Below are 26761 nucleotides of genomic sequence, written 5' to 3'. Positions count from 1 at the left end.
CCCGGCACAACCCCACGCCTCAGGGCACGCCCGGCACCCCGAACCAGCCGGGCAGCACCAACACCACCCCGTCCCGCCCGCCCCAGCAGCCGGCGGGCAACATTCCGAACCAGCCCGGCCCCCAGCCCCAGCCGCCGCACACCCAGCAGCCCCCGGCGAGCACCCCGAACCACCAGCAGCAGCCGCAGGTCACACCGGTCCCGATCCACCACACGACCACCACGCCGAGCGGGCAGCCCACCCCCTCGGCGCCCCACACCCCGGACTCGGGCCCCACCACCCCCGACCACCAGAGCACCCCCGACACCCCGAAGCCGAGGGACGTCCCGACGCCGGCCTCGGAGACGCGCAACACGAACCCCCCGGGTGGCGTGACCGACCCCAGCCGGGCCGAGCAGGATGCCTTGGAGAACTCGGTCCCCCGGGACGAGAACGGCGACCCGACCCGGCCGCCGGACCCGGCGGACGGCCCGTGGGTGCAGCACATCAACGGCGAGGGCCCGGACGCGCCGGGCCGGAGCAACAACTGTGTCGACACGGCCCTGTCCACCGTCGACACATACGCCGGCAACCCGACGGCCGCCGGCGCCCGTACCCCCGACCTGGACGCGGATGGCAACCCCTCGGACCGCGGCGAGAGGGGCGGCCGCGACCGCATCGAGAACACCCTCGGCGCCCGCTTCAACGACATGGGCAACGGCCGCGACGCCTTCAACCGCCTGGAGAACACCCTCCGCGACAGCGGCCACGGCTCCCAGGCCGTCATCATCACGCAGGACGCCAACGGCCGCGCCCACGCCTGGAACGCCGTCAACCACAACGGCAAGATCACCTACATCGACGCCCAGACGGGCCAGCAGAACCGAAACCCGCTCCACAACGGCGACCACGGCGTCTTCGCCATCCCCCTGGACTCGAACCGCCAGCCCATAACGCCGAGCACGGTCATACCCACATCCCGTCCTGACAGTGCACGCAGTGATGACCGTGAAACCTCGAGCACCTCGGGCGAAAGCAACCGCCGACCACCGCTTGACCCTGCCGGGGCCCCGGAGGGAGAGCCCCGTCCGCACCCCGAGCGGGAGAGTCCGACTGAGCGGCACAGTCAGCAGCCCCCCGACGAGAAGCAGGCCGAACTACGCGAGACTAACCCGGTATATCGCGTCGAGCATGACCACGTCGACCAGCAGATGCGCGACTGGGCCACAAACGGAAACCTCGCCGAGGCCTTGCGGATCGCTGCGGGAGATACCCCTCATCCCGATGGGGAAGGGGCATACAACCCTAGGGTTCTCACTGACAGACAGTTGCAGGATGTGCTGCCCGGATTTGAACAGCTGAACCGAGGCGAGCGAATGGCAGTGATCTCCACGCTCGCTCGACTGAGTCACACCTTCCATCAGGAATATGGCGTCACGTCGAACCCCGTACAAACGGACGGAAAATCCCGAGGAGGAGAGCTTCATGAGAATCGTGGTCCGGATTTCGCTAAGGCCCTCCTGGCCGCGGTCAGCAACCCCTCAGAGAATGTTGGAAAGCATACACCCGACCTGACTGGTCGCAACTACGCCGTCCTTGAGACCGTTGACTCAGGCGGTAATGTCAGATACGTAGTGGACTCGAGTGAAGGACAAGGAGGAAGCCACTCAGAAAGAAGCCTCCTTAACTGGATGGAGCAGGCAAACAAGACCGAAAACAAATTCAAAGTAACCGGTCTGTACACCGAACGGGAGCCTTGTGGCGACAGGAAGGGCGCCCTAGGCGCACAGAAGAACTGCTCGAAGCTCTTGAGTGACCGACTCACCGGCACTCCTGTGTACTACAGCACGACGTATCGGGCTCACGAGGCTGCCATCGACGAAAGGATGCGCCGCGGCAACGAGTTGAGGCGCGAGGAGAAGAAGGCTCTTGGGGTGACGAAGCTTGACAGGGCAACGCGGGAAGCGATCAAGGCTGAAGTGGATGAGCTCGTCCAGTCCGACGCTGAGCGTGAGATGGAGGCACAGTTCCAGGCTAGGGTCGATCTTGCCCAGGAGCTCTGGTTGAAGATCGCCGAACAGGTTTAGAAGAAAGTACAAGTAGTTTGCTCGAAGGGGAACCCTCGAGCAGCTCGAAAGGACGTCATGGCCCCCGCTCCCACGCCCCCCGCAGCGCCCGCAGATCAGTGCTTCTCCCGAATTCAGTCATGGTGGGAGGATCGCGGCACCGAGCGGTCCGTGGCGGTATCCGGCGCTAGCGGGAGTGGAAAAACCGAGGTACTCCTTCGCCTGCGGGACGCACTGCCCAACCCCGTGTATGTGGATGCCACCGGGCTCACCGCTGAGGAGCTTTTGGGGAAGATTCTCGACGCGTTCGGTGTGCCCGATCTGTGGCCCCGGCGGGTGGATTGGCTGTGGCAGCTCGAGCGGGCGGGAGTGAGCGCCAGGCCACTTCTCGTCGCCAACTCCCATCGCGCCGGACGTACGCGCCGATCGATGCAGCCCAGCCGTGTCCTCAAGCGCGTGCTGGACCCACTGGTGCGCCATGCCGGGGCCAGGGTGATCGTCGAATCGGGCCCGGAGGCGGACCACGCGCCTCGGAACTGGCTGAGCCTCCAGCTTCAAGCATCGGCAAGCGTGCCTCCTGGCGTCGACGCCGTGTCCCGCCAGCCTGCTCTGCGCGCGCTGGCCTTCGCGGAGTTGCGGTCGACGCCCTTGCCGGTGTGGGCGGCGTTGGTGCAGGCCGTTACGGGCGAGCTTGTCGATGAGGACGCCCTGGCCACCCTCGCCCAGGACCTGCCCGACCTGGTCGAAACTATCGAGGACCAGGTGCGGTTCGTAGACGAGCGGATCGTCGATGCGATGCGGGCGGAGACGACGGCCTCGGACCGGCGCCGGATCAACGTGCGCCTGATGACACGACTGCTCGCCCTTGCGGAGCAGTTGACGTCGCCGGAAGGCTGGGCGGCAAAAGGGCCGGTCGGGCACTACCTGGCTCATGCTCTCCCCGCCCACGCCCTTCAAGCTGAACAGTTCGATGACGTGAGTGTTGACGGGCGTCTGGTCGCGCATATCGCCCCGACCGCCCTCCTCGACGCGGCGAATCAGCGGGCCGCGGCGATTCCCAGCGAGACCCTCGTCGGTGATGCCGCCGCGCTGTGGGTGGCCGGGGTCGGGTCGGTCCGCCAGCCCGAGTGGGCGGCGTGGCTCCACCTCATGGCCACCGTACGCGGCGAGTCGCAGGCGGCACAGGCACTGGAACATTCAGGGATCGCCCTGCCCTGGCGCACCCGTTGGGCGCATTGGCGCCCTCCGTACGGTTGGCGGACGAGGTACCTGCGCGGTGGCTCGGTGACGGAGATCAGCGAAATGGAGGCCGGTGGACGTGTCGCCGTAGCGGCGAAGGGCCGATGGGACCGGCGGGTTCGACTGTGGGACGCCGATTCCGGTGACCTCATCGCCGGGCCGTGGAGCGACGGCATACCAGAACCAGGGCAGTCGGAGCCGCTCTGGCCGCGCGGCGAGGACAATGGCCTGGCACAGGGCTGGACGGAGTTGAACGCATTCGGCAGCAGTCTGGCCGGCCCTCAGTTCACCGAGGTCCTGCGGGTGGGCGATGGTGTGGTGCTGGCCGGGATCGGTGGCGTGGTGATGGTCGCACCCGGTGAACCGGACGCGTTCAAACAACCGGAGCCGACCCATGGATCCGCACTGCTCGGCCACTTCGGGCTGGTCGACAACAACGCACAGGACTTCTGGGACGAACCCGACCGCACGGTTCTCGAAGAGCTCTTCGAGCCACAGGCGGTACAGCGACTCGAAGCGACGGGGCTGCCACCGGGGCTACGGAACGAGGACGCCCGGCACGTCCTCCGCGAAGTGGGCCTGCCCGCCTTCACGGGCGCCGAGATGAGTCTCGTGGCCGTGGCCGAGGAAGGACTCACCGAACTCACGGCGGAAGAGGTGTGGGGGGAAGACGACGGCAGCGGTACGTACTACCTCCTCGGAACCTGGCTGGACGGCCGCATCGTCGTCCATGGCGACAGCGGCACCGTCCACCGCCTCCCCGCGGAGGGCGAGGAGGACGACTCGGGCCCCCAGGTGGCCTCGACCTTGGGACAGTTCGTGACCATGCTGCAGAACTACGTGCTGGGACGCTGCCTGCTGCCGATGGCGTCGAGCCGCACGGAACGCGAGGATGTCCGCGACGAGATCGAGGACTCGCTGACCGCGATCGACGAGGATGGCGGAGCCTCCCGAGCCTGGACGTATGCCCTCTATGACAACGACTGAAGCAATGCCCCCAGCCCCATCCGCCGTGTCTCCCGAGCAAGCCTTGGCCGAGCTCCTGGAGTGGTCGGAGAACGGGACCAAGAGTGTGGCCGAGGTGACCGGCCCCCTTGGGTCCGGGCGGACGGAGACGCTGCTGCGGCTGAGTGAGGCCCGCAGCGAGGCAGTGGTCGTGGATGCAACCGGGCTGACGTGTGAGGACGTCATCGAACGGGTCATGAGCGCCGCAGGATGCGCCGATCTGCCGGAGAAGCGGGCAGACTGGGGGTGGGAGCTGGAAGGCTCCCCGCTCGCGGGCGGGCTGGTCATCATCCTCAACGCCCACCGGGCGGGCCGTACTCGGCGCTCCAGTGAGCCGGAGCGCATGGTGCACCGCTTCACCGTCGAACTGGCTGTGGCCGGCCGTCTCAAGGTCCTCATCGAGCGGGACCTGCCGGATGTCCGTCGGGCGCATGGTCACCTGGTCGTGGCACTGCGACCCAACACCGCCGACGGCCCGGTGAGACTCCTGCCGGACGGCTTGGACAGCGAGGCGATGCGTGCCCTCGCGCTGGCCGAGGTCCGTCGTGCTCCGATGCCCGTCTGGACCGCCCTGGCGCAAGCATTGGCACCTCACGTGGGCCGGTCTCTGGATGTTGCCGCAGCGCTGGAGGCTTCCGGGGACCTCCTGGAGGTGGACGGAGAAGGCTGGGTCCGCTTCCGCGACGAGCGCCACGCCGAGGCGCTGCGTCGGAGCACCGGCGCCGAGGTCGTACGGGCTGTGAATGGGGAGTTGGTCGCATGGTTGCGCGACCAGGCTGCGGGCGGGCCGACGGGCCAGTACCTGGCACAGGGGCTGGCGATGCACGCCGTACAGGCAGGCGAGTTCGACGCGGTTCAGCGCTCCGGCAGGCTTGTCGCCCGGATCGATCAGGTCCCCCTGATCGACGCGGCTCACGCCGACGACGCATATGCCGTCAGCGGAACGTCTCCAGCCGGTGACGCCGTCAACTTGTGGATGTGCGGAGTCGATTCACTCGCGCAGGGTGAGTGGGCGTCGTGGCTGCACCTGATGAGTACGGTGCGGGGCGACGCGGAGACCGCCACCGAGATCGCCTCGTCCGGCGTGCCGCTGCCGTGGAAGGTGCGCTGGGCGCACTGGCGGCCGCCGGGTGCCCTGAGCGCCACGTACGTACGGCCCGGGCCACTGGGCGACCCCGACATCGCTCCCGAGGACTACCTCCCCGGCCGCCACGCCGTTGCCGCTCCGGGCGAGTGGGACGGGCGGCACCGCGTCTGGGACGTGAAGACCGGCGAGGAACTGGCCGGCCCCTGGCCGGAGCCCCTCCCGGCACCGGGGCAGCGCGAGCCGCTCTGGCCCACCGACGCCGAACGCAACGTCACACCCGACTGGGACGACCTGACCGTCTTCGAAACCCTGGAACCTCCATTCGTGTCGGGGCAGGTGAGGGTCGGCGACCTCCTGATCGTGACGGGGCTCGGCGGCATCTTCGCGGTCGAGATCCACGACCCGTCCGTGAGCGAGGGCATCAGCAAGGTGCACGGGGAACCGCTCTTCGACGACTCCGGTCTCGTCCCCGCACTGCACCGGGGCCTGACAGCACCACCCAGAGGCACGTACGACCCCCACCTCTTCGAACCGGGCGTCGTGCGCCGCCTGCCCGCCACCCTGCTGCCCGACGCCGTGACAGACCCCGAAGCACGCCGCATCCTCACGGACGTCGGACTACCCGCCTTCCAAGGCGCCTCGCTCCGGATCGAGGCTTTGGACAAGGTGGGCCTACCCTTGCTCTCCCTCGACGACCAGCAGGAAGACGGCGCCGCCACCGCTGGCCCGTACTTCCGAATCGGTGCGTGGGGCGACGGTGACCTGGCCATGGAGGGCACCACGGGGCGGGTCGTCGTATTGGGCGCCACCGACTGGGGTCATGTGGAGGACGACTTCGACTCCTACTTCGATGACGAGCCCGACGAGGCCGAAGACGAGGAGCAGGAGACCAGCGCTGCGGTGGTCGCCGGCAGCCTGGTTTCGTTCATCGACCGGCTCCAGCACTACCTCGTTGCCCGCTGCATGCTGGCCTCGGCGGGGAGCCGTATCGAGCGCACCGCGATCAGAGACGACCTCGAGTCCTCGCTACCCGACGACGGCACTGCCACAGACATGTCCTTCTGGACGGCAGCGCTGAGATCTACCGACTGACCTCGGCCCGAGGGATCGGAATTGGTGCGGACACCCTTCGGAGCTGAAGGAAGAGAAAAACTGACCCATGGACCCCACCCCGACGCCGTCCGCAGTCATGGCTGAACTCGCGCTCACCCGCGCCCTCCGCTGGATCGACCGCCCCCGCGACACCAGCGCCTGGATGTGGATCGGCGGGCAGGCAGGCAGGCAGCGGTAGAACGGCGCTGCTGCGCGAGGTCGTCGCCCGTCACCCGGGAGCGGTGTACGTCGACTGCGCCGGCAGCTCCGCGGAGGAGGTCGCCCGGGACCTGGCCATGGCCCTCGGCATCCCGGCCACGGACTCGTTCAAGGGCAACTTCGCCACCGTCGCCTACCAGATCACCAATGACCCCGTTGTCGTACTCGCGAACACGCAGTGGGCCGGACGGCTGCGCACCACGCGTGAACCGCAGCGCGTGCTCGGTCGGGTGGTGCGCGCGCTGATCGAATACCATCGGCGCGGCCTGCGGATTCGCCTGCTGGTCGAGGTGGACGACGGTCCGGGCCGGGCCGCCGAGTGGCGCGGACGGCAACTGACGCTGGAGGGCGGCTTCGAGCCCGGGCCCGCCCTCCCGTCACCGGACGACGACGCTCCTCTGGCGTCCGCCCTTCGCGCGCTGGCCCTGGCCGAGCACCGTTTCGTTCCCCTCCCCGTGTGGTCCGTTCTCTGTTCGGCCCTGGGCCAAGACATGTCGGAGGCCATGCTCGAGTCACTGCTCGGCAACGCGGCGGCCACCGAGTGGATCTACCCGACCGACGACGGGACTGGCGCTCCCCTGGTCTCCTTCAAGCAGGAAGCGGCCGCCCGGCACTTGCGTGCGCAGTTGCCCGCCGACGAGGCCAAGCGCTGTCACGCACGCATCGTCACCGCCCTGTCGGCCCCAGACGCCTCCGATCCCACGCGCTGGTACGCCGAGCGTGCCCTGGCCGGTCACGCTGCCGCAGCCGGCCGGTTCGAGGCATTGCTCGAGGACACCGAGGCAGTCGCCAGGGTCGGGTTCGCCTCGCTCTTCGAGGCGTTCGAGGCCGCCTTCGATGGGCAGCCCATCCCTCAGGGCACCGCGGCGGCCCGTCTCCGCTACCTGGTACGCCGTGGCGGGCACCCTTCGTCACAGGGCGAGTGGCTGGCCCTGTCGCACCTGACCTTGATGGAGGCGGGACCGGCGGAGCGAGCGGCGGCCGATCGGCTCCTGGCGGCGGCCGGACCCGTGGCCCTGCCTTGGCGGACGCTCTGGGCGCGAGGTGTCGGCGCCGGTGAGTTCAGTACAGACGCCGTGGTCAAGCGCCCGATCGTCCAAACCCTCCAGATCACGCACACTCCTTCCGGTGACGTGGTCACCGCCCGCACCCGTCGCGACCACGTCGGCCCCTGGGATCTCGCCACCGGCGCACCACGCTCCGAGCCGGGCGAGGCCGCGGGTGCGCCGAGCACCACGTCAGCGGATCAAGGACCCCGCGGATGGCGCCCTGCCGGAGCCGCGGACGGAGAAGTGGATCTGCCCCGCATGCCCGAGTACGTTCGTCAAGGCGAACGCCTGGGCCGGCACCTTGCATTGGCCTCTACGGACGCAGCGTTCGTGATCGAGATCGATCAGGGCGCAGAACAGGCGCCCCCCTCCGGTCTCCTCAAGCGGCTGGTGGGCACCGGAACGACTCTCGCTCCGGCGGACCTGCCGGCCACGGCCTCGGCCCCCACAGCCGAAAGGCTGACGGATCTCTGGGGCCCTGCGGCGGTACAGCGCTTTCCGAAGGAGACTCTGCCGTCCGCCCTGTCGGACGTCGGCGCGCGCGAGTTCCTTTCCTCAGTCGGCTTCCCCTGCGTCACAGGCTTCCTCGAACTCGACACCACCGGCCTCGCCGACACGGGCCTCGCCGACACCGGCCTGCGCCCCGCCTCCGAGCCGGCCGAGGAGGAAACCGCGTACTACTCGCTCGGCTGGTGGCAAGGAGCGCGTCTGCTCCTCGACGGTCGCGACGGGCGGGTGCTGCAAGACGGTTCGTCCGGGCTCGAGGACGCGCTGGCGGGGAGCAGCCTCAGCCAGTTCGTCGCCATGGTCCGTCTCTACTACTGGTGGTTCGCCTCCGACTGGTCGGTCGAGGACACGGCGTCGGACGTGCGTCGCTGGCTCGAACTCGTCGACCCCGATGCCTACCGGACAGAGGGGTGGCAACGGGTCTTCGAGGACTACAACTTCGCCGACCGAGTCTGACGGGACAGGTCGAGGGTCCGGGGTCGTACGTGGCGCGTACAGGCCTCGCCCGGGTTACGGCATCCCCCTCGTACACGCGCCGCCGCGCCGAGTCAGTAACGTCACGGACCGCACCACCAGTCACGGAGGGGGATCACACGAGTGCCCGAGATCGACGCTGAGGACTGGGCCCGCATCGAGGCCTGGCGGGAGCTGCCCGCACGGCAGCGGCGGGTGTTCTCCGTCCTCGGCCCGGCGCTGAGCGGCAGGAGCGCGTATCTGCGGGCTGTCCAGGACCGCTGGCCCAGCGCCGTGCTCATCGACTGCCGGGGCATGAGCGCCGACGCGGTCGCCACCCGCATGCGCGAAGAGTGCAGCACCGCTCCCGCCGGTCACCCATGTGTCCTTCTCCTCGCCAATGTGCAGTACGCGGGTGAGGTGCTGACGTCTTCCGAACCGGCTCGCGTGGCAGAGGTCCTGGCTCCCGGGTTCCGGCGGTTCCAGGGGCGTGAGGTCTGGGTCACGGCGGAGTACGACCCTGGCGTCGTAGCAGCTCCGCGCTTCGCCGAGTACGAAGTGACCCTGTCCGCACCTGCCTTGATCGCGGGTGACGGCGAGGAGGAGCCGACCGCAGTCGGCTGGCTGGGCGCACTGGCCGCTGCCGAGCTGCGTCAGGTGCCGTTGTCCGTCTGGCAGTTGCTGTGCTCCGCGATCGGCGTGCCCACGGAGGCGCGACCGCTTCTCACTTTCGCGGAGGAGCGCCCGGACGTCCTGGTCGTGGACGAGGACCGGTCGTCGGTCGCCTTCCGGTCGGAGGCCTTCCACCATGCGTGGCGGCACAGGCAGCCGATGGATACGGAGGCGCAGGCCCGCGTCGTAGGCGCGTTGATGGCCGCAGCGGTGGACGGCGACGGACCCGGGCTCTGGTCGGAACAGGGGCCGGTGAGGCAGTACGCCGCTCGCGCACTTCCTCTGCACGCGGCCCTGGCCGGCACCCTCCCCCACCTCCTGGACGACGGACGTCTGCTGGCCCAGTTCTCGCCCGCCGCACTGCGTGAGGCCCTCGCCGTCGCCCACCCCGACGGCGTGCCGTACGGCAGCGTGGCGGCGATGCTCCACTATCTGGAGGTTCAGGGCGTCACTCCCCCGTCACAGGGTGAATGGGTGGCCTGGCTCCACCACGCCGCGCTCAGCTCGGGCCGCACGGAGCTGGCCGACGGGCTACTGGCCGCTGGTGTCCCGCTGCCGTGGCGGACGACGTGGACGCGCTGGCGGCCGGCGGGCATCTTCGGGCGTACCGAGGGCGACGCCGGTCGGGTCGACGAACTCGGTGTGGTGGTCGGAGAGTCGGGGCTGACCGTCGTCACGGCCCGGGACGTGACAACCGGCAAAATCGCGTACCCGAAGTACCGGTACCTTCGCCAGGAGTGGAGCCCGACGACCGGGGAGCCGGTCTCGACTCCGGTCGAGGTGCACGCCTCCCTCTCGGACGACCCGCTCCCTTGGAGCAGCCCGCGAGGCTCCGGGAGGCACGAAGCACCGGACATCACATTCGCCGAGCACACGGACACCGGCTGGAAGCTGGATATACCCACCGTGCCTGCCCCGCCCACCTGCCCCCAGGCCGTGACGAAGGGCCTCTACATCGACGACGACGGGCACTGGGTACTCGCCGGCACCGCGGGCCTCTTCGCCGTATCCGTCCGGGCGACGGCCGACACCGCACACGACACGTACCCCCAGCGCCCCCTGATCGCCGCACACACCCGCCCCGCCCCCTGGCCGCTCCCTCCATCCGCCACGGCCGCCCTACGCGGTGAGGGCATGAGGGACTGGCTCGAGCAGACCTTCGGCGCAGGGACCTGCCACCAGCTCGCCGACGAACAGCTCCCCCAGGGCCTCACGGATCCCGCCGCACGGGGCTTCCTGACCCGGACAGGTCTGCCGGAGATCGGAGACTTCCTGCACCTGAACATCACGCCGCGCGTGGACAGCCCCCTGGTCGAGGTGTCCTGGCCCGGCCAGGACCGGAACGTGCCCCGGCAACACCGCGCCAGGAGCGGGGCGCCCAGCAGCGGCCCGTTCTACGAGCTCGGCACATGGATGTCCTCCAGGCTCCTGCTCGACGGCAGCACCGGCCGCCTGTACCGGGACACCACGGGCGGCTCTCCCGACCCCGTCGCCGGCACCAGCCTCGCCCAGTTCTTCACCATGGTCCGGCTGTACGACGAGTTCCGCAGGACCCACTTCCCGTACGTCACCGACCACAAGGACGCACGGGACAACCTCGCCAGGTGGTGCGAGCAGATCGATCATGCCGCTTCCCGGGCCGAGACCTGGACGCTCATCCTCGAGGGCCACGACTTCGAGGACAGCACGTGGGACCTGGCGTCCTACGGACTGGAATGGGTCTGAGTCGTAGTTCAGCCCTGCTGTCCGACAGCGACAGTGACTCGGGGTCGCGCAGCCGTACCAAGAGGAAGGACGAGGTCACCTTGCATGCTCCACTCGGCCCACAGGAAGCATTCGACCAGCTTCGCGCTCGACTGAACCACCTGAAGCCTACGCACGGCTTTGTGTACCTGGACGGCCCTTCTGGCGCTGGGAAAAGCCGACTGCTCCAGGAGTTCGCCGGTGCGACGCCCGGTGCCGTGCTCATCGATGCCGCCGGCTGTACCGCTGGGCAGATAGCGGATCGCGTGATGAGCGCTGTCGGCGTCCCCTACGACGATCAACGGTCCCTCTTCGATCTCTATATACGAGCGACGCAACAGAACCTCAGCCACGTTGTGGTCTTGACGAACACCCAGTGGGCTGGCACAACGCGGCTCACGCACGAGCCCGAACAAGTCGCCCTCAGCGGTGTCGTAGAAGAGTTCGGCTTCAAGTCCCAGCAAGTCGGCGTCAAGTTCGTCATCGAAGTCGACACCGAGGTGTGCGGCCTCAGTCCTCGATCGCGTCCCGTCGTACTCGCGTCGGCGCCTGACGCCACCCGTTGGTCCCCCGACTCGCTCCCACCTCGCGAGCGCGCCGCCCTCACCGCCCTGGCCCTCTCGGAACGGCATCACGTGCGCTTCGACGAGTGGCAGGCCCTGTGCTCAGCGTTCGGCACCGACCTCGACGAGGAATACCTGCGTACCATCGCCGCGCAGTCGTCTCACGTCACGGTCGACCCGTCGGCGGCACACCCCGTCGGCTTCGCTCACGAGCGCGACGCCCGGGAACTGCGCAGCCGCGTACCCTCCGAGGCGTACCGGACCTTCCAGCACGCCATCACTGACTGTCTCTTCGTCTGCACGGACGACGATCCGCTGGTCTCGCATCTCGCCCATTCCCTTCCGGCTCATGCCGCAGCCGCCGACCGCTTCGACGCGTTGCTGGCCGATCCCCGTCTCCTGACCAAGTGCACCCACACCACGCTGATCGACGCCCCGTCGCTGGCGTTCCCTAGTCGCATCGCGGCGGGCAGCACAGCCGCCGACCTGTACTACCTCGCCAATCTCGAACTGGCGCCGTCCTCGCAGGCGGAGTGGGTCTCCTTGCTGCATCTCGTGGCCCTCAGCCAGGGAGATACGGAACGCGCTGAGGCTCTGGTCCAAGCCGCGGGCCCCCTGCCATGGCGCACCGTGTGGACCCACTGGCGAGCCCCCGGCCACGTCCGTCCCGTTCTGCCTCAGATCGACGGAGTCACCGCGCTGCGATCCACCCCAGACGGCAGCACCGTCACCAGCTCCACCAGGGACGGCCACGAACAGTCCTGGGACGCCGCAACCGGCCGACTCCTCTCACGCACCGCGGAGTTGACGGGAGCCGAGGGATCAGCCGTCGAGGATGTCACCCCGACCCCGCCCACGTCGACTCGTTGGAAGGCCGAGGCATCCTGGGATCTCGTTCGCGCGGCCGTGGTGGGCAACCCCTCCTCGCTCCGAGTGATTCAGGCGCCCGCGGTCGACCAGGCCGCCTGCGTCGGCGATCTGATCGTGCTCGGCGGCACCCGGGGGATCTATGCGATTCAGCCCAACCCGGACTACATCGATGAGACTCCCCTGCCCGCGCTCCCCGCCATCACCTGGCACAGGGAAGTCACACCACGTCCCTACGACGAGGCCGCCTGCCGCCCCACCCGCGACCTGGTACTCGACGTGTTCGACGCAGACATCGCCCCGCTGCTGACCGAGGACCAACTGCCGGCCGGCCTCACCCATGGGGCCACCCGCCGCTTCCTCACCGAGACCGGCTTCCCCGCCGTCAGCAACTTCCTCACCCTCAACACCCACAACCTCGCCGGTACCGGGTTCATCGAGCACACATGGGAAGGCACCAAGGACTTCGAAACTCGCGTCGGAGACGGCCCGTTCTATGAACTCGGCACATGGATCGGCGGCGTCCTCCTGCTCGACGGTCCCACCGGCCGCGTACTACGGCAGTCACGGAAGAACGCCGTGGACGGCGACCGGCCCGGCGACCCCCTTGCCAGCACGTCCCTTGCCCAGTTCACCGCCATGATGTGTCTGCAGTGGAAATACATGTGGGCCTACCACACAGGCGGCGGCGTAGACGGAGACGACCTCATCGAAGAACTGAAGGCCTGGCTCGCCGGCATCGACCCCGCCGCCGCAGCCACCCGCAACTGGGGACACGTCACAGAGACCGAAGAGTTCGATTACCTGTACTGAAGCCGCACGCAGCGACCGAGGCAGTATGCGCGAGGGAGTCGGCAGTCGACTGCTGACGGCATCTCAGGCCCGGCATGCCGGTGGCCTGGTGTGGAGCACGAAGTACATCGAAATGAGGAAGGCAGGAGTGACCCCAGACAGGGCCCTGGAGCAGGCGGAGAACTGGCTCGCGACCCCTCATCGCTTGCACCCGGCGCTGGCGATTCGCGGTCCGGCCGGTGCCGGCAAGACCGGCTTGCTGCGGGCACTCGCCGAACGGCTGCCGAACGCCGTCTACGTGGACTGTCAGGGCCTGCATGCCGCTGACATCGCCCGGCACCTCCTCGAGGCATGGGGCATCGCGCACAAGAGGCTGTCCCTACCTGACGCCGCACGGTCGATCCAGCAGGACGGGATAGCCCTGCTGGCGAACGTCCACTGGGCCGACAGTCTCGTGACCTCCAATGAGCCGAGTCGGATCACCCAGGACATGGTCGGCCACTTCCGTCGCTCCGCACGGCCCACGATCCGGTTCGTCATCGAACGTGAGGCGGACCAACCATGGGTCCTTCTGCCGTCCGACAATGAGCTGGTCCTCCAACCGCCCGCCGACGCACAGGCGGACGGCGAAGAATTGCACCGACTGCTCAACGCCCACCCAGCCCTTTGGGCGCTGGCCGCTTCGGAGCTGCGCGTTACGCCGCTCGCAGCCTTGACGGACCTGTGCAGCATTCTCGGCATCGAGTCGTCAGCGGCCCACGGCCTGGTAGGAGCGGCAGAGCGCCTCCCGAACCTACTCGTCACCAGCGCCGACGAGACAGGGGAGATCACGGTCGCCTTCCACGCGGAGTCCCTCCGCCATCGGATCCGACAACTGCGCCCGGTCGATCACGGGACCATCGTCACGGCTCTGACCCCCTCCCTCCGTCGAAGGGCCACCGACGTCGTAAACGTGCCAGGCGCTGTCCAGCACTACGCAGCGAGAACTCTGGGCGTCCATGTCGTCCAAGCCGGCCGACTCGACGAGGTGCTGAGCGACGGCTCCGCCCTCGCGCATCTCACGCCGACCGGACTCCTGCGTGCCCTCGCCGTCCGCTGGCCCGGCGGCATCCCGCAGGGCGGCATCGCGATGGACGTCCACTATCTGGAGGAGTTGGGCCTGGCCTCGGTGCCGCACGAGGAGTGGGCTTCCTGGCTGCACCACTGTGCGTTGAGCCGTGGCGAGGAGCGGCTCGCAGAGGACATTGTCAGAGAAGTCGGAAACCGGATGCCGTGGCGGACGACTTGGTCGAACTGTCGTCCCTTCGGGATGTTCGGCCGCTTCGGGAAATCGAATGTCGGGGCCTTGGGCCACCCCTCCACCGGAGGGACCGAGGAAAGGGTGCGTGCTGCACTGACGGAGGGGAGCCGCGAGGCAGCGGGTCCTGAGTCGCGGCCGCCTGTCCGGCACATCTTCGACCGCGGCCGCGACGACATCAGCCTGTTCGAGTTCCAGCGCTTGCCATGCGGAGATTGGCTGCTTGACGGCGCGTCCGGGCTTTTCGTCATTGAGGCGGGTCTTGATACCCAACAGCGACCCCGTCCGTCTCCGTTGGCGGAGCCGTTCATCGAGGAGCCCATTACTCAAGCCGCCGTATGGGAATGCCCCGCCCCCGCCTTGGCCCCGGATGCCCCGAGCCGCGAGTGGCTGGAGGCGACCTTCGGTCACGGCACCTGCCGAACACTCCGCGAGGATGAACTGCCCACCGGACTCGTACATGCCGACAGCCGCCGATTCCTCACGCGGACCGGACTGCCCTTCCGCCCCCACCACCTGCCGTTCATGAGCACGATCGACGCGGCCGCAACAGGGCTCGTCACCACGCCGTGGTCGGGGTACACGACATCACCCGAAGCCCCGGGCCCGTTCTTCCACCTGGGCCAGTGGACCGGAGGCGACGTCTTCCTCGACGGACGGGCGGGCGCGGTCGTCCAGGACGGCAGTACGGGCTATGACGAGGTGGTCGTAGCCGGCAGCCTGCGCACGTTCCTCATCCTGCTCCGCCTGTGCCACGAGTTCCTGGTCAGCGACTTCGCCACCAACAACGAGCGTGAGGACGCCCTCGAAGGTTTGCAGGAGTGGGCCAAGACCATCGACCCCGCCACGGAGGAGTCGCCGATCTGGGAGGAAGCCCTCGACACGGACCTGTGCGGCTGAGTGGCGATGTGACCATGCGGGGACCTCAGCGCAGGAGTTCTTTTCCAGAGATGATGCCCGCCGCTGCTGAACGCACCGTCAATGACTGGCTGACCGAGTCTCGGAGACGCGGATCGGTGCTGCCCGTGCTGGGACCCGCCGGGGTGGGCAAGACCGCATTTCTGAAAAGGTTGCACGAGCGGTTTCCGTCGTCCATCTACATCGAGTGCAGTGGCCTGACCGTGGACGAAGTGGCCCGTAGGCTCCTCGCGGAATTCTCCATCGACGCGGTCGACCTCTGGAGCAAGGACCCCCTGTTCGACGCCGTCGTGAAGATACGCAGGGACGCGATCATCCTGCTGGCCGACGTGCAATGGGCCGGTCCGTTGTTCACATCACGGGAGCCGGACCGTATCGCGGGCTCGTTGGCCACGACGTTCGCTGCCCACAGCCACGGATGTGTGCGCGTGGTCGTCGAGGCCGACTCGCCCCGTGATCGAGTGAGTGTCCGACGGGCGAACGAGATCATCCTGGATGAGGAGCCCACCACCTCGGATCGCCTGACGACGGCCGCCTCGTCTTCCGAACTACGCGCTCTACGCGCCCTCGCCGCGTCCGAGGTACATGACACCCCGCTGGCGGTCTGGCAGCACCTCTGCTCCGCACTGGGCGAACGTACGGACGCAGCCTCTCTTCGGCGGCTGGCCGAACAACTCCCGGACACCGTGCACCTGCACGAGACCGCAACCGGGGCCGGTGTGCGATTCACGTCACGTTCCCTCAAGTACGACATCAGGTCACACAACCCCCTGACCGCCACCGAACACCTCGCCATCGCCGAAGCCCTGCTCACCTCAGCCCGCGCCGAGGCGACCACGCCGGTCCGTGCCTACGGGGCCCGTGCCGCAGCCCTCCACGCCGCTCTCGGCGGGGCCCTGCCCCGGCTTCTGGACGAGCGCCCGGACTTCGTGGCCCTCTGCGACCGGACCGGGCTGCTCGAGGCGCTCTCCGTGGCGTGGCCGAAGGGTGTGCCCACGGGCGGTACCGCCACTGACGCGCACTACCTGGATGTCGAAGGGGTCGCACCGCGGTCCCATCGCGAGTGGCTGGCGTGGCTGCACTGGGCCGCCGTGAACCGCGGACGTACGGACTGGGCCAACGCCCTCGCCGAGACGGTACGGCTACCCTGGCGCACCGCATGGTCGCGGTGGCGTCCGTACGGCCTCTTCGGGAAGCACCCGGGCACGAGCGGGGCCGTGGACTACGTCGAGCTCGGACTCAGCGACGACGTCCCCGTGGTGACCACCCAGCGCGAGCTCCCGCTGCCGGCGGACGACGAGTCGGAGGAACGAGGGGACGAGCGGTATCGGGAACGGGTATGGCGTCTGACGGACGGTGCCGAGATCGCCGCCCCGTCCGTCGTGGACGTCTACCTCGGTGCCGGCGGCGAAGTCGACCGCGTGGTGGGCCGTACGGTCGACATCCAGCCGCCCGCTCCCGCGCATCCGGACGTCCCGCGGCCGCAAGTGCCCCGTAGCGTCCGGGATATGCAGCGGACCGGCGACAGTCGCTGGGTTCTGGGCGGGTACGGAGGCGTCTTCGCCCTGGACGTCCTCGAACCCGACGAAGTGGCGGAAGCCCCGAAACGCTGGCCCAGCCCACTCGTCGCACCTGTCCGTCGTACGGCGGTCTGGCCGATGCCGGGCGGGCGCCTGGCGGCTGAGGGCCCCGACCGTTCATGGTTCGCGACCGCCTTCGGTGAGGAGATCCTCCGCCGACTGGAGCCGTCCTCCATCCCAGCCGGCGTCGTCCACCTGCAGGCGCGCGCCACCTTGACCAGCATCGGCTTCCCCGCCCTTGCCGGGGGTGAGCCGAGATTCCTGACCACCGTGGACCTGGACCGGGCCGGCCTGGAGCCAGTCGACGTCCCGGCCCACATCGAGCCGACGTACCGTCTGGGGTTCTGGCTGGGCGAAGAAGTCGTACTGGAGGGTGGCTCCGGCCGTGTCCTGTTGGCGTCCGTCACAGGCGTGCACCTCCTCGGCAGCACCCTGCGTCAATTCATGACCCTGGTCAGCCTCTACGTCACACTGCGTCGCAGCGAATTCTCCACGCGCTACGAGGAAGAGGACGCGCGTCGCAGCCTCACAGCCTGGGCCCAGCAGATCGACCAGTCGGCAGGCTCTTCCCCGGCCTGGACGGCAGCCTTCGACGGAGACCTGGATGTCCCAGAATCACTGTGAAGCCGCACGCGGCCGAGGCCAGGTCAAGAGCTGCACAGCTGAAGTTGTCCCGCCTCACGCCCCCTCGAGCACCGCCAGCCCGAGCGACAGCGGCAAGGCGCCCACGGCGAGCACCAAGCCGATCACCGCCAGCCCGGGCCGGATCTCCCGGTGGCCCCGGAACGCCAGGTAGGCGCCGATCGGCGGCAGGATGCAGCAGAGCAACAGGCTGAAGTGCCACCCCTCTTCACGGATGAAGAAGATCATGAGTACGACGCACACCGGGACCAGACCGATACTCATGATCCGGGCACGCCCGAGGAAGAGATCGAGGCCCCCGGTGCCGTTGAAGAAACTCATTCCGCCCGTCCAGTTCCGTGAAAAATCCGCAGCCGACAGCCGGCCAGTGCCCTTGATCTAGACAGCCGCGTGGTCATAGCCGCCGGTACCCACCTGCGGGAATCCGTCCGCGGCGGCGAAGCCGTTCACGGCCGTCGACATGACCAGACCGAGCGCACTCAGCGCCGACGCGAACGTGTCGAACGCCTTCGACGCCTCGGCCCACAGCTGCATGAGCCTGATGGCCTCGGCCGCCGCCAGTGCGAACATGGCCGCGGAGGCGACCTGCCCGCCGACCGGGATGAGGTTGACGGCCTCCGCCGCGAGCAGGTTGACCAGCCAGATGACGAGCAGGTCGCTGAACATCACGAGGAACGACTTCAGGAACTCCGCGAACTGGAACGCCATCTGCGCGGCCTGCGCATAGCAGCGCTGCAGGGACGTGAACGTCTCCTTGATCTCCTCGAGCTTCTTGGTGAACTCGTCGAAGTACACGGTCGCCGCATTCGCCGCGTTGCCGTCCCAGGTCAGACCGACGTTCTGCGTGCCCTTGCGCACATTGGCGGCCACCGCGTCGCAGAAGGACGCGAGGCTGCCCCAGACGTCAGAGCAGTCGTTGTAGCCGTTCCAGTCCCCGAACACCCAGTTCGTCACTTCGGCGAAGGGGTCGAAGTCGAAGAGCAGCTTGGACGCCTCCACGGCCATCGCCGAAGGGCTGCCCAGGTCCAGGAAGCTGCCCAGTGTCTTCTGCACCGGGCTCATCTTGTAGTCGTCCGCGTGCCCGGACAGGTATTTGACGAGGGGGTTGCTGGGGTCCCCGGGCGCCTTCAGCCGGTCCACGGCGTCGCTGGCGTCGGAGAAGTCGTGCGGGTCGCCGCCCGAGTCCCCGCCCGAGACCTTGGAACCCGGGTAGGTGGCGTCGAGCTTGGCCGCCTCGTCCGTGTCGGTGGTCCTGTAGTACTTCGCCGTGCCCGTCAGCTCCTTCTCGGACGCCTCCAGCAGGCTCTTGACCTTCTCCAGTGCCTTCTTGGCTTCGCTGACGTACCGGTCGTGCTCACCCGCGACGAGGTCGAAGGCCGCCCCACCGATCGTCTTGTCGATCTTCGCGTTGTTGCCGACGAACGAGACCGCCTGCGCGCCGCCGTCCGCGGCACGGCCGACGAGCTTCGAGAAGCCGTCGATCGCACCGGGTTCCACCCGAAAGTCCACTACTCCCCCATCGCCGGGATCAGAGCCGCGTACGGCCGCTCAGTTCAGGGCCGGCCACCGCTCAGTACGGGAACCGGCCGGTCGCATCTCTTACAGGGACCGGCCAGTCGCGTTCAGTACAGCGACCAGCCACGCCCGTCGTGACGCCGATTTCCGCTGGAACGGTTCTCCGACTCCGCGCGCCGCTCCTCCTCGAGCTTCCGGCGCTCGTCCTCCAGCCGGCGCTCTCCCTCCGCGGCGAGCGCCTCACGCTCGCTGTCGGACATGGCGGCCCACTTCTCCGCCAGCGGCGCCGACCGCTGCACGGCCTCCTCGGCGTACGCGGAGACGTCGGCGGCCTCACGCAGCCCCATGCGCCCGGACAGGACCTCCTGGGCCATCTCCTTGAGGGCCGGACCGCCCAGTCCCGAGGCGAGGTGTTCCAGGGACTGCCGCAGGATCCTGGCCTGAGCGGGGTCCTGCTGGGTCATCTCCAGAAACTCGGAATCGTCGACGCGTTTGTCGGAACTGTTCTCGGCGCTGTCCAAGGGAAACCTCATCAGGGAGGGAGGGTCGGCGGGTCTCGACCGGCGTGAACCTACCAACGCATCTGCGAACGCTTCAACACACGTTCCCGGGGACATAGCCCACGCGCATACGGACGTGCCCCGAGCGGATTCGGACGGACACCGATCGCTGAACACAACCCTTACTGGCGGACGTGGAGTTGAAGTGACCCGGATCATGTGCGGGGATCATGCGCGGGAAGCCCGTGTGAATTTTCCTGGGAGAAATCGCCACAAGCTCTTGAAGTGCGCCCCGCGCAGGTGTCAGCGGCTCACCCGAACTCGTTCCGCGCCCAGTCGTCGCCGGCCCCCGACGCGGCCGGGGGGCGGGAAGGACGGGAGCCTGCCGTGGACGCCGCACCCGCCGGTGCCGTCCTCGCACTCGTACTTGTACTTGTACTCGAGTCGCCGGAAGAAGCCGAGTCGCCGGACCCCCCACTCCCCTCGCCCTGCCCGCTCGTCCCGCCTTGCCCGCTCAGCGCGTCGACTCCCCGCTGCACGCGGTCACCGGCCGCGCCCGTCACCGCCTCGGTCCCGGCGTCGATGTACGTGTTCGGATCCAGGTAACCGGCGACCGACGAGCCCTCTCCTCCCGTGACCTCCTTCTTCAGGCCGTCCAGGTACTCACCGCCCGCCTTCTTGGCGACGTCGACGGTCTCCCCGACGTCGATGCCGGAGCGGGCGTCGAAGTAGGCCTCGATGCTCTGCTGGCCGACGTTCTGGGCCATGCCGACGGCGGCCTCGCGGGCCTTCTCCTTGGCGGCGTCGACGACCTTCTCCTGGACGATCTGCTTGACCTGGTCCTTGACGACCCGCTTGGCGGCCTTCTTCAAGGCGTCCACGGTGGCGTGCTCCATGGCCTTCGCGGCGGCCTCCAGGACCTCCTTCTTCAGGCGGTCGAGCAGCTCACGGACGATCAGCCGGGTGGCCTGCGTCGCGCCCATCGCCCCGAGTTCGGACAGCCCGAAGGTGAAGGGCGCCGCGGCCTGCGCCGCGATGATCTCGATGGCCAGGGCGATGAGCTGGGCGATGACGGACAGTTTGGCCGTGAGGACGGCGATCGCGGCCGCGTCGAAGGCGAGGGCGATCACCTCGCACGCGAGCTTCGCGTCGGGCAGATACCGGTCCTCGCCGTTCGCGCCGGTGTAGGCGCCCCAGTCCTTGCTGAAGCCCTCGATGGCGGAACCGACGTTGGCGGCGACGACCGTGCGGGCGAAGCCTTCGCCCTGCGCCTCGATCTTCTCGAGTTGGGCTCCGAAGCCGCGCCAGGTCTCGGCGACCTGGTGGAGCGCCTCCTCGTCGGCGTCGGGCCAGCTGTAACCGAGCAGGTCCAGCACCCAGGCCAGCTCGTCGGGCAGAGTGAGCGACATGTGAAGTACCCCCGCCCGACTCAGAGTTGACCGGCGATGCCGCTCAACAGCCCACTGTTCGACGTATCGGAGGCGTCGTACGTACGGGCGTTGTCCTGAAGTGTGTGCCCGATCTGCTGCATCCGCTCGGCGAGACTGTCCAGCGAGGCGAGGATTCCGTCCCGGATCGGCGTGTAGATCTCACCGAAGACATCTCCGAAATCGGCGTCCGACCAGGGCTCTCCAAGCCCTTCCAGAGCACTTGCCAGTTGTTTGGACGCCTTGGCGAAATCGCCTCCGAGGTCGGTGAAATTCTGGCCCTGCTGTCGCAGCACAGCCGTATCCACGTCAAATCCGCCGAACGTCATCGCATCTCCCCCGAACTCCCGCTCCGGCACGTCATATTGCACGACAGGCCGGTAGCTTAGACTCCTCGCGCACGACCCGGAAAGTCGATGGGTCAAGAGATCGTCAAGTTGACCAAAGGACCCCCAAGTGGTGACGTCACCGCCGCATCACCCCAGCTCAGCCAGCCTCTGGACGGGACGGCTCATAGGGCTCGGAGCACTCCTCGCGGCCATCGTGATAGCCGCGGTGGCGATTCCGGAACTGCGGAGTGAACTCGCCGGAGAAGGAACCGAGGGAACCCTCACGGTTTCTTCATGCGAGGCACACACGAAGACCCGTTACGGCGGCGCGCACAGGCGTTCCACCGAACTCCGGTTCAACTGCGCGGGCACCTGGACCGCGCAGCAGAGTGACCTTTCTTACGAAGACGTGAAAGTGGACACTTCCTCGCGTTTCGAGACAGGTTCGAAGATCCCCGTGGTACAGGTCGGCGACACGTTCGAACTCCCCCAGGACCGCGACGCCGGGGACGACGCGGCCGTGGTCGCGCTCTGCCTCTCCCTGCTGGCCGCGGGCGTCTACTGTCTGCTGACCGGCTTCGGCGCCCGCAACGGCCTCGGCTTCGCCGCCTCCTGGCAACGCCTCCCGGCCGCCACCATCACCGGCCCGCTGCTGGGCGGCCTCTTCGGCCTAGGTCTCCTGGCGGCACTGGTCTGCGCGCTGGTCCTGTGACGACGTCCACTTCCGGGGCGGCCCGTCCCGCACAAGGGCTTCAACCCGTGGCCGTGGCCGCCCCCGCCGCCATCCCCACCCCCGTAACCGCACCGTGAGGAGCACCCCCATGGCACAAGCACAAGCGAGCTCCACCTCGTCGGGATCGAGCGCGGGCGGCCCCGGCCGGCTGATCGGCGTCGGGCTGCTCCTGGTGAGCGTGGTCCTCCTGGCCCTGGGTGCCTATCTCGGGCCGTACGCGTACGCCACGTCCACCCCCGGCAAGCTGACGGTCGAGACCTGCACGGTCGACTACAAGTACCGCAGCAGTTCGTCCAGCAGTTCGCGCAAGCGCACCAAGACCAGGTGGTGCTATGGCACGTTCACGGCGAACGACGGCTCGGTCAAGGACCTCAACGCCGAACTGCGCACCCAGTCCCTGCACCAGCGGGGCGAGGTGATCGAGGCCCTGAGGACGGGTGAGACGTCGTACCAGCAGGACCGCGGCTGGGTCGGCTCGATCGCGGTCGGCTGCGCGTGGTGGTTCGGCGCCCTGATCCCGCTCGCCCTGGGCCTCCTGTGCACCGCCACAGGCTTCGCCTTCGGCGGCGCGTCCGACTTCAACCGCGCCAAGCGGGCGATGGGACACGGCCTGCTCAACACGTTCGTCACGCTGATCGCGGTCGGCGTGATCGGCTTCGTCCTCAGCCTGCTGGTGACCTTCCTGGCGTAGCCGGAGTGCCGCTCCGCCCACACCGGAGAAACCTCACTGCCCTCCGTACGGCGGCTGCTGCTGCCCGTAGGGATTGGGCTGCTGGGGCTGGGGGGCGTGTCCCGGCTGGGGCGGATACCCGGGGGCGGGGTTCTGCTGGTACGGGTTCGGCTGATGCGTGTTGGGCGAATACGACTGCTGCCCAGGAGGCGAGTACGGCTGCTCGGGGGGCGGGTAGGCCGACTGCTGGGGCGGATAGCCCATCTGTGGATGGCCGTGCGGGCCGGGGCCGACCTGACCGGCTCCGGCTCCGGCTCCGGCTCCGGCTCCAGAGGAACGCCGGCCACGCACCACGGCGAAGACGACTCCAAGGCCGATCAGCACGACGAGGCCGACCATGAGGGCGATTGCGCCCATGGAACGTTTCCCTTCTTGATTGAACTGATCCCGGTCGCTCCGCCGTCTCAGACCGGTGGCACAGGGCGCTGCCGCGCACCACCGCACTTTCTCATTGCAGCGCAGCGAGAGTCACAAGGCACAACAGCAGGGCGGCGACGTGAATCGTGGCGCCGGACCGCTTCAGCGAACGGCTGTCGCGGCGGTAGCCGACGAGCATGAGGGCCAGACCCACGTGTGTACAGACGAAAGTCAGCACCGTGAGCCACAGGAACTTCCCGGACATGATCGACATGATGAGGAGCAACCAGGGAGCCACCACTGCGATGCCGAGCATCATGTTCGAGAAGTACCGCGCAGTATGCGCTGTCATCTCATCGGTAGCGGACTGCGTGTTCAGATCAGGCAGTTCCGAGCTCACAGGCTCTCCCGTTCGTATTCGTCGACGTCAGTAGACACTCCAGCCGCGGGCACTATGCCGGGTCGACGGCCCGCGCCCAGCCCGGTCATCCGCACGCCCCCTCCGCTCCTCCTCCTGGATCTCCTCTCGCTGCTGGTTCAGGACTCTCGCCCCTTCCGACTCTGCCTGGGACCTGTCCGACTCGGACATCTCGTCCCACTGGCGTCCGAACCTGTCCGCCGCTGCCAGCAGTTCGTGCTCGTAGGGGCCTACGCGAACCGCGTCGCGCAGACTGATCCTTCCGGAGAGGACCTCTTTGGCCATCTCGGCGAGAACAGCGCCTGCTCGCCCGTCTGCCAAGGTTTCCAGTTGCTTGCGGAGCAGTCGAGCTACGGCGGGGTCTCGACCCATACTGATGAATTCCTCATCGCAAGCACGACGTTCACCGTCACGGGTGGTCCCGTCTTCGCTCATCTTGCGCTCACCGTCCATCATCAAGTGAAACAGTTGCCTCACACACCAGGGTGGTCATAACCTGCGCCCGGCAGAGGGAACTTGACCATGTTGGCCTGATGCAGATGTCCGATCTGCTCGACCAACGCGGTCGCACCGCTCACAGTGGTGCCCACTTCCATGATCACGGTCGTCAGTCTCGTCCAAAGATTGATCATCGCCACGACCTCAGCGGCGACGGCGCCGGCTGCGATGACCGGTCCGACCGCCGTCCAGCTGGTGCTGGCGCCGGCGGCCATGGTGATACCGATGATGATGGCCAGATCCAGCATTCCGCCGAGGAGGTCACCGCTGGCTTCAGCCGCATTCCACACGCCGTCCGTGACGATCTCATACTGCCGCGCCAGCTCTTCGAACGAGTCCTTCATGGCCGCGATGTCGTTGGACAACGTCTCCATGTAGACATACGCGGCGTCAGCGGCGTTCCCGGACCATGTTGCGTCCAGCGATTTGTTACCGGCCTTCACGTTCTGCGCGAGATCGTCGCAGAAGGAACCCAGGGCTTGCCAGGCTTTCGCGCACTCGGCGTATTCCTCCCAGTTTCCTCCCAGCGCGTTCTTAGCCTCATCAACGGGATTGACGCCGAGGAACTTTTCGAACACCCAGCTGGCGATGGCTGACGGGCTGAAGACATCGCCGTACGACGTGAGCTCTCGGTACGGCATGCTCGGCTCGTCGCTGTCACCGTTCAACTGCGGCGCCTTGAGACGCTCTACCGGATCAACCACGTCGTGGAACACCACAGTCATCTCCCCCGTGAAGGCCAGGTCAGCGCTTCGACTCCGGATACTGCGCATCCAGCCTCGACGCCTCTCCTCGGTCGGTCGCCCTGTAGTACTCGGCACACCGCGACATCTCGGCCTGCGACGCCTTCAAAATCTCATTCATCTTAACCAGGGCAGCCCGGACGTTTTCCATGACGCCGTCCTGCCCGCCCCCGAACATGCTCGCGATGGCCGAGACGGGCCCCGCGCCAAAAGTGCCTACGGAACATTCGCGCTCCATATAGGACTTGGCCGCGCTCACATCCTCAGCTGCTCGACCGAGTTGCTTGGAGAACGAAGCCAGGTCGTCCGGCGTGACGTGGAACGTCATCCAGTACCTCGATTCTGAAACTGCGAACACAGACCGTCAGCGGATGAGCCGGCCAAGCTCAGCACTGAAGGACTGCGCTGAGCATCTACTGCCGCCACTGCGGTGGCTGCGGCGAACCCGATCCCGGGTAATGCTGTTGGCCGGACGGGTACGTGCCGGGCTGCGACGGGTAGCCGCCTGGGGCAGCACCGCCAGGGCCGGGCCCGCCGTTGTTGCCGTTGTTGCGGCGGTTACGGAGGACGGCGACGAGGATACCGGCGATGACCACTAGTGCGGCGATGCCGCCGAAGAGGAGAATCTTGCCCGAGGAGGACTTCTTCTTCTCCTTCTTGGCATGAGTCGAACTGTCGCTGTCATCCGACCCGGCCGCAGAATTCGTCGAGGTCGACGACGATCCCTTGAGAAGAGGTCCCTGCTTGGGCCCCTTGGGGATATCCATGGTCAGGGCGGTGCCAGGACGGGCGATGCCGTAGCCGAGTTCACGGTCCGGGGCCTTCTTACCTTCATGCTGGAGGAAGGACGCGGACTTGACCAGGCGATTGATGATTTGGCCTGCGGTCAGGTCAGGATACTTGGAGCGGAGGAGGGCGACGATGGCTGATACGTAGGCGGTGGAGCCCGAAGTGCCGTTTGCCACTACGTAGCCACTGGAACTAGTGGGGTCAGCCTGAGGAGTTTCGACACCAGGCGCTGCAACCGTTACGTCACCGGTGTTTGATTTCGACCAGAAATTGAGACCCTGATCTACAGCGGATACGGCGACCACACCCGGGAGAGCAGCAGGATAGTTGACGGTGCCGGCATCATTTCCGGCACCAGCCACTACCACTGCATCATGATCTTGCGCGTACTTGATCGCCTTAGCGGCCTTGGATCCGGGGTAAGCGGCAGAGTCAACCAGTGACAAATTGATCACGGTGGCACCGTGGTCCACCGCGTAGCGAACTCCTGCGACCCAATCCGCAGTATTCAGTTTGTCGCCGTTTGAGCCAGTACGAATCGGCAGAATTTTTGCCTTCGGTGCAAGACCCATGACTCCCGATGAGCCCCTTGCTCCATGTCCGTGCCCGGCAATAAGACTGGCCATGCCAGTCCCATGCCCGTCATCATCCTTGTATGGGTCGTCGGCGTTGGTGAAGTCCTTCCCAGGCAAGACCTGACCAGCGAGATCTGGGTGGCTAGCATCAACCCCCGAGTCGATCACCGCGACCGTGACGCCCTCCCCCTGAGACGTCTTCCACACCTTCTCAGCGTCATAAACGGTCAAAGGCCATTGAGCGTCTCGCACCTGATCAGCCGATGCGATCGGCGCCGAAGTGAGGAGCAAGATACCCGTCAACGCCACGACTCCAGTGGTGAACCGGATTCGTTCAACACCCATTCCCTTGCTCCCTATTGAGCTTCAGCTGTACG

General features: G+C 67.6%; 21 protein-coding genes. 10 read left to right on the top strand and 11 right to left on the bottom strand.

From position 1 onward, the window contains the following. Window positions 1-19 precede the first annotated feature (19 nt). Complete coding sequence (locus tag F8R89_RS36290) at window positions 20-352, bottom strand: hypothetical protein (protein ID WP_192806233.1); 333 nt, start codon at window positions 350-352, stop codon at window positions 20-22. 19 nt (window positions 353-371) lie between these two features. On the opposite strand from F8R89_RS36290, the gene F8R89_RS36285 reads away from it, so the two are divergent. From F8R89_RS36285 to F8R89_RS25905, 8 genes are all read left to right on the top strand, one after another. Next, a complete protein-coding gene (locus F8R89_RS36285) occupies window positions 372-2066 on the top strand; it encodes a toxin glutamine deamidase domain-containing protein (protein ID WP_192806232.1) in 1695 nt (564 codons plus the stop codon). Window positions 2067-2297: 231 nt separating this feature from the next. Further along, window positions 2298-4271 (top strand): SUKH-4 family immunity protein, encoded by a 1974-nt coding sequence (locus F8R89_RS25935; protein ID WP_192806231.1) that lies wholly within the window; start codon window positions 2298-2300, stop codon window positions 4269-4271. 43 nt (window positions 4272-4314) lie between these two features. Then, a complete protein-coding gene (locus tag F8R89_RS25930) occupies window positions 4315-6468 on the top strand; it encodes an SUKH-4 family immunity protein (RefSeq protein ID WP_151786192.1) in 2154 nt (717 codons plus the stop codon). Between the two features lie 296 nt (window positions 6469-6764). Next, the gene (locus F8R89_RS25925) at window positions 6765-8699 is read left to right on the top strand and encodes an SUKH-4 family immunity protein (protein WP_151786191.1); all 1935 of its coding nucleotides are present in this window, start codon (window positions 6765-6767) and stop codon (window positions 8697-8699) included. 141 nt (window positions 8700-8840) lie between these two features. After that, window positions 8841-11093, top strand: coding sequence for an SUKH-4 family immunity protein (locus F8R89_RS25920; protein WP_151786190.1), 2253 nt, complete (start codon window positions 8841-8843; stop codon window positions 11091-11093). A 161-nt stretch (window positions 11094-11254) separates the two neighbouring features. Further along, entirely contained in the window at window positions 11255-13354 is a 2100-nt protein-coding gene (locus F8R89_RS25915) for an SUKH-4 family immunity protein (protein WP_192806230.1), read from the top strand. 88 nt (window positions 13355-13442) lie between these two features. Then, window positions 13443-15530 (top strand): SUKH-4 family immunity protein, encoded by a 2088-nt coding sequence (locus F8R89_RS25910; RefSeq protein WP_192806229.1) that lies wholly within the window; start codon window positions 13443-13445, stop codon window positions 15528-15530. Window positions 15531-15580: 50 nt separating this feature from the next. Further along, window positions 15581-17752, top strand: coding sequence for an ATP-binding protein (locus tag F8R89_RS25905; protein ID WP_151786187.1), 2172 nt, complete (start codon window positions 15581-15583; stop codon window positions 17750-17752). A 54-nt stretch (window positions 17753-17806) separates the two neighbouring features. Here the strand turns inward: F8R89_RS25905 and F8R89_RS25900 are convergent, their stop codons facing one another. The 5 genes from F8R89_RS25900 to F8R89_RS25880 all read right to left on the bottom strand — a co-directional run bounded on the left by F8R89_RS25900 (window position 17807) and on the right by F8R89_RS25880 (window position 21583). Then, window positions 17807-18091 carry a hypothetical protein gene (locus tag F8R89_RS25900; RefSeq protein WP_151786186.1) on the bottom strand — a complete coding sequence of 95 codons (285 nt, stop codon included), beginning with the start codon at window positions 18089-18091 and terminating at the stop codon, window positions 17807-17809. A gap of 57 nt (window positions 18092-18148) precedes the next feature. After that, window positions 18149-19267, bottom strand: a complete 1119-nt coding sequence (locus F8R89_RS25895) for a hypothetical protein (protein WP_225994491.1) — start codon at window positions 19265-19267, stop codon at window positions 18149-18151. A gap of 125 nt (window positions 19268-19392) precedes the next feature. Then, the gene (locus tag F8R89_RS25890) at window positions 19393-19806 is read right to left on the bottom strand and encodes a hypothetical protein (RefSeq protein ID WP_151786184.1); all 414 of its coding nucleotides are present in this window, start codon (window positions 19804-19806) and stop codon (window positions 19393-19395) included. Between the two features lie 290 nt (window positions 19807-20096). Continuing rightward, window positions 20097-21194 carry a PE-PGRS family protein gene (locus F8R89_RS25885; RefSeq protein ID WP_151786183.1) on the bottom strand — a complete coding sequence of 366 codons (1098 nt, stop codon included), beginning with the start codon at window positions 21192-21194 and terminating at the stop codon, window positions 20097-20099. 20 nt (window positions 21195-21214) lie between these two features. Further along, window positions 21215-21583, bottom strand: a complete 369-nt coding sequence (locus tag F8R89_RS25880) for a WXG100 family type VII secretion target (protein WP_225994490.1) — start codon at window positions 21581-21583, stop codon at window positions 21215-21217. Window positions 21584-21998: 415 nt separating this feature from the next. Between F8R89_RS25880 and F8R89_RS25875 the strand changes: the two genes are divergently transcribed. Continuing rightward, window positions 21999-22253, top strand: a complete 255-nt coding sequence (locus F8R89_RS25875; RefSeq protein ID WP_151786182.1) for a hypothetical protein — start codon at window positions 21999-22001, stop codon at window positions 22251-22253. Between the two features lie 109 nt (window positions 22254-22362). Beyond that, window positions 22363-22965 (top strand): hypothetical protein, encoded by a 603-nt coding sequence (locus tag F8R89_RS25870; protein ID WP_151786181.1) that lies wholly within the window; start codon window positions 22363-22365, stop codon window positions 22963-22965. A gap of 33 nt (window positions 22966-22998) precedes the next feature. Here the strand turns inward: F8R89_RS25870 and F8R89_RS25865 are convergent, their stop codons facing one another. The 5 genes from F8R89_RS25865 to F8R89_RS25845 all read right to left on the bottom strand — a co-directional run bounded on the left by F8R89_RS25865 (window position 22999) and on the right by F8R89_RS25845 (window position 26729). Next, window positions 22999-23361: a hypothetical protein gene (locus tag F8R89_RS25865; RefSeq protein ID WP_151786180.1), complete on the bottom strand. Its 363-nt coding sequence runs from the start codon at window positions 23359-23361 to the stop codon at window positions 22999-23001. Between the two features lie 91 nt (window positions 23362-23452). Next, on the bottom strand, window positions 23453-23761 hold the full coding sequence (locus tag F8R89_RS25860; RefSeq protein ID WP_151786179.1) for a hypothetical protein: 309 nt from the start codon (window positions 23759-23761) through the stop codon (window positions 23453-23455). A gap of 491 nt (window positions 23762-24252) precedes the next feature. Continuing rightward, window positions 24253-24996: a hypothetical protein gene (locus tag F8R89_RS25855; RefSeq protein WP_151786178.1), complete on the bottom strand. Its 744-nt coding sequence runs from the start codon at window positions 24994-24996 to the stop codon at window positions 24253-24255. Window positions 24997-25021: 25 nt separating this feature from the next. Then, a complete protein-coding gene (locus F8R89_RS25850; protein WP_151786177.1) occupies window positions 25022-25348 on the bottom strand; it encodes a WXG100 family type VII secretion target in 327 nt (108 codons plus the stop codon). Between the two features lie 85 nt (window positions 25349-25433). Then, window positions 25434-26729 (bottom strand): S8 family serine peptidase, encoded by a 1296-nt coding sequence (locus F8R89_RS25845; protein ID WP_225994489.1) that lies wholly within the window; start codon window positions 26727-26729, stop codon window positions 25434-25436. Window positions 26730-26761: the final 32 nt, after the last annotated feature.

The organism is Streptomyces sp. SS1-1 (assembly GCF_008973465.1).
In the GTDB taxonomy this organism is placed as follows: domain Bacteria; phylum Actinomycetota; class Actinomycetes; order Streptomycetales; family Streptomycetaceae; genus Streptomyces.
This window is presented reverse-complemented; position numbering and strand designations above follow the sequence as displayed.

Excerpts from the sequence above, each read along its gene's own strand:
- F8R89_RS25905 (WP_151786187.1), top strand. The coding sequence starts at position 15,581 with ATGATGCCCGCCGCTGCTGAACGCACCGTCAATGACTGGCTGACCGAG.
- F8R89_RS25925 (WP_151786191.1), top strand. The coding sequence starts at position 6,765 with ATGGCCCTCGGCATCCCGGCCACGGACTCGTTCAAGGGCAACTTCGCC.
- F8R89_RS25850 (WP_151786177.1), bottom strand. The coding sequence starts at position 25,348 with ATGACGTTCCACGTCACGCCGGACGACCTGGCTTCGTTCTCCAAGCAA.
- F8R89_RS25885 (WP_151786183.1), bottom strand. The coding sequence starts at position 21,194 with ATGTCGCTCACTCTGCCCGACGAGCTGGCCTGGGTGCTGGACCTGCTC.
- F8R89_RS25865 (WP_151786180.1), bottom strand. The coding sequence starts at position 23,361 with ATGGGCGCAATCGCCCTCATGGTCGGCCTCGTCGTGCTGATCGGCCTT.
- F8R89_RS25870 (WP_151786181.1), top strand. The coding sequence starts at position 22,363 with ATGGCACAAGCACAAGCGAGCTCCACCTCGTCGGGATCGAGCGCGGGC.
- F8R89_RS25900 (WP_151786186.1), bottom strand. The coding sequence starts at position 18,091 with ATGAGTTTCTTCAACGGCACCGGGGGCCTCGATCTCTTCCTCGGGCGT.
- F8R89_RS25845 (WP_225994489.1), bottom strand. The coding sequence starts at position 26,729 with ATGGGTGTTGAACGAATCCGGTTCACCACTGGAGTCGTGGCGTTGACG.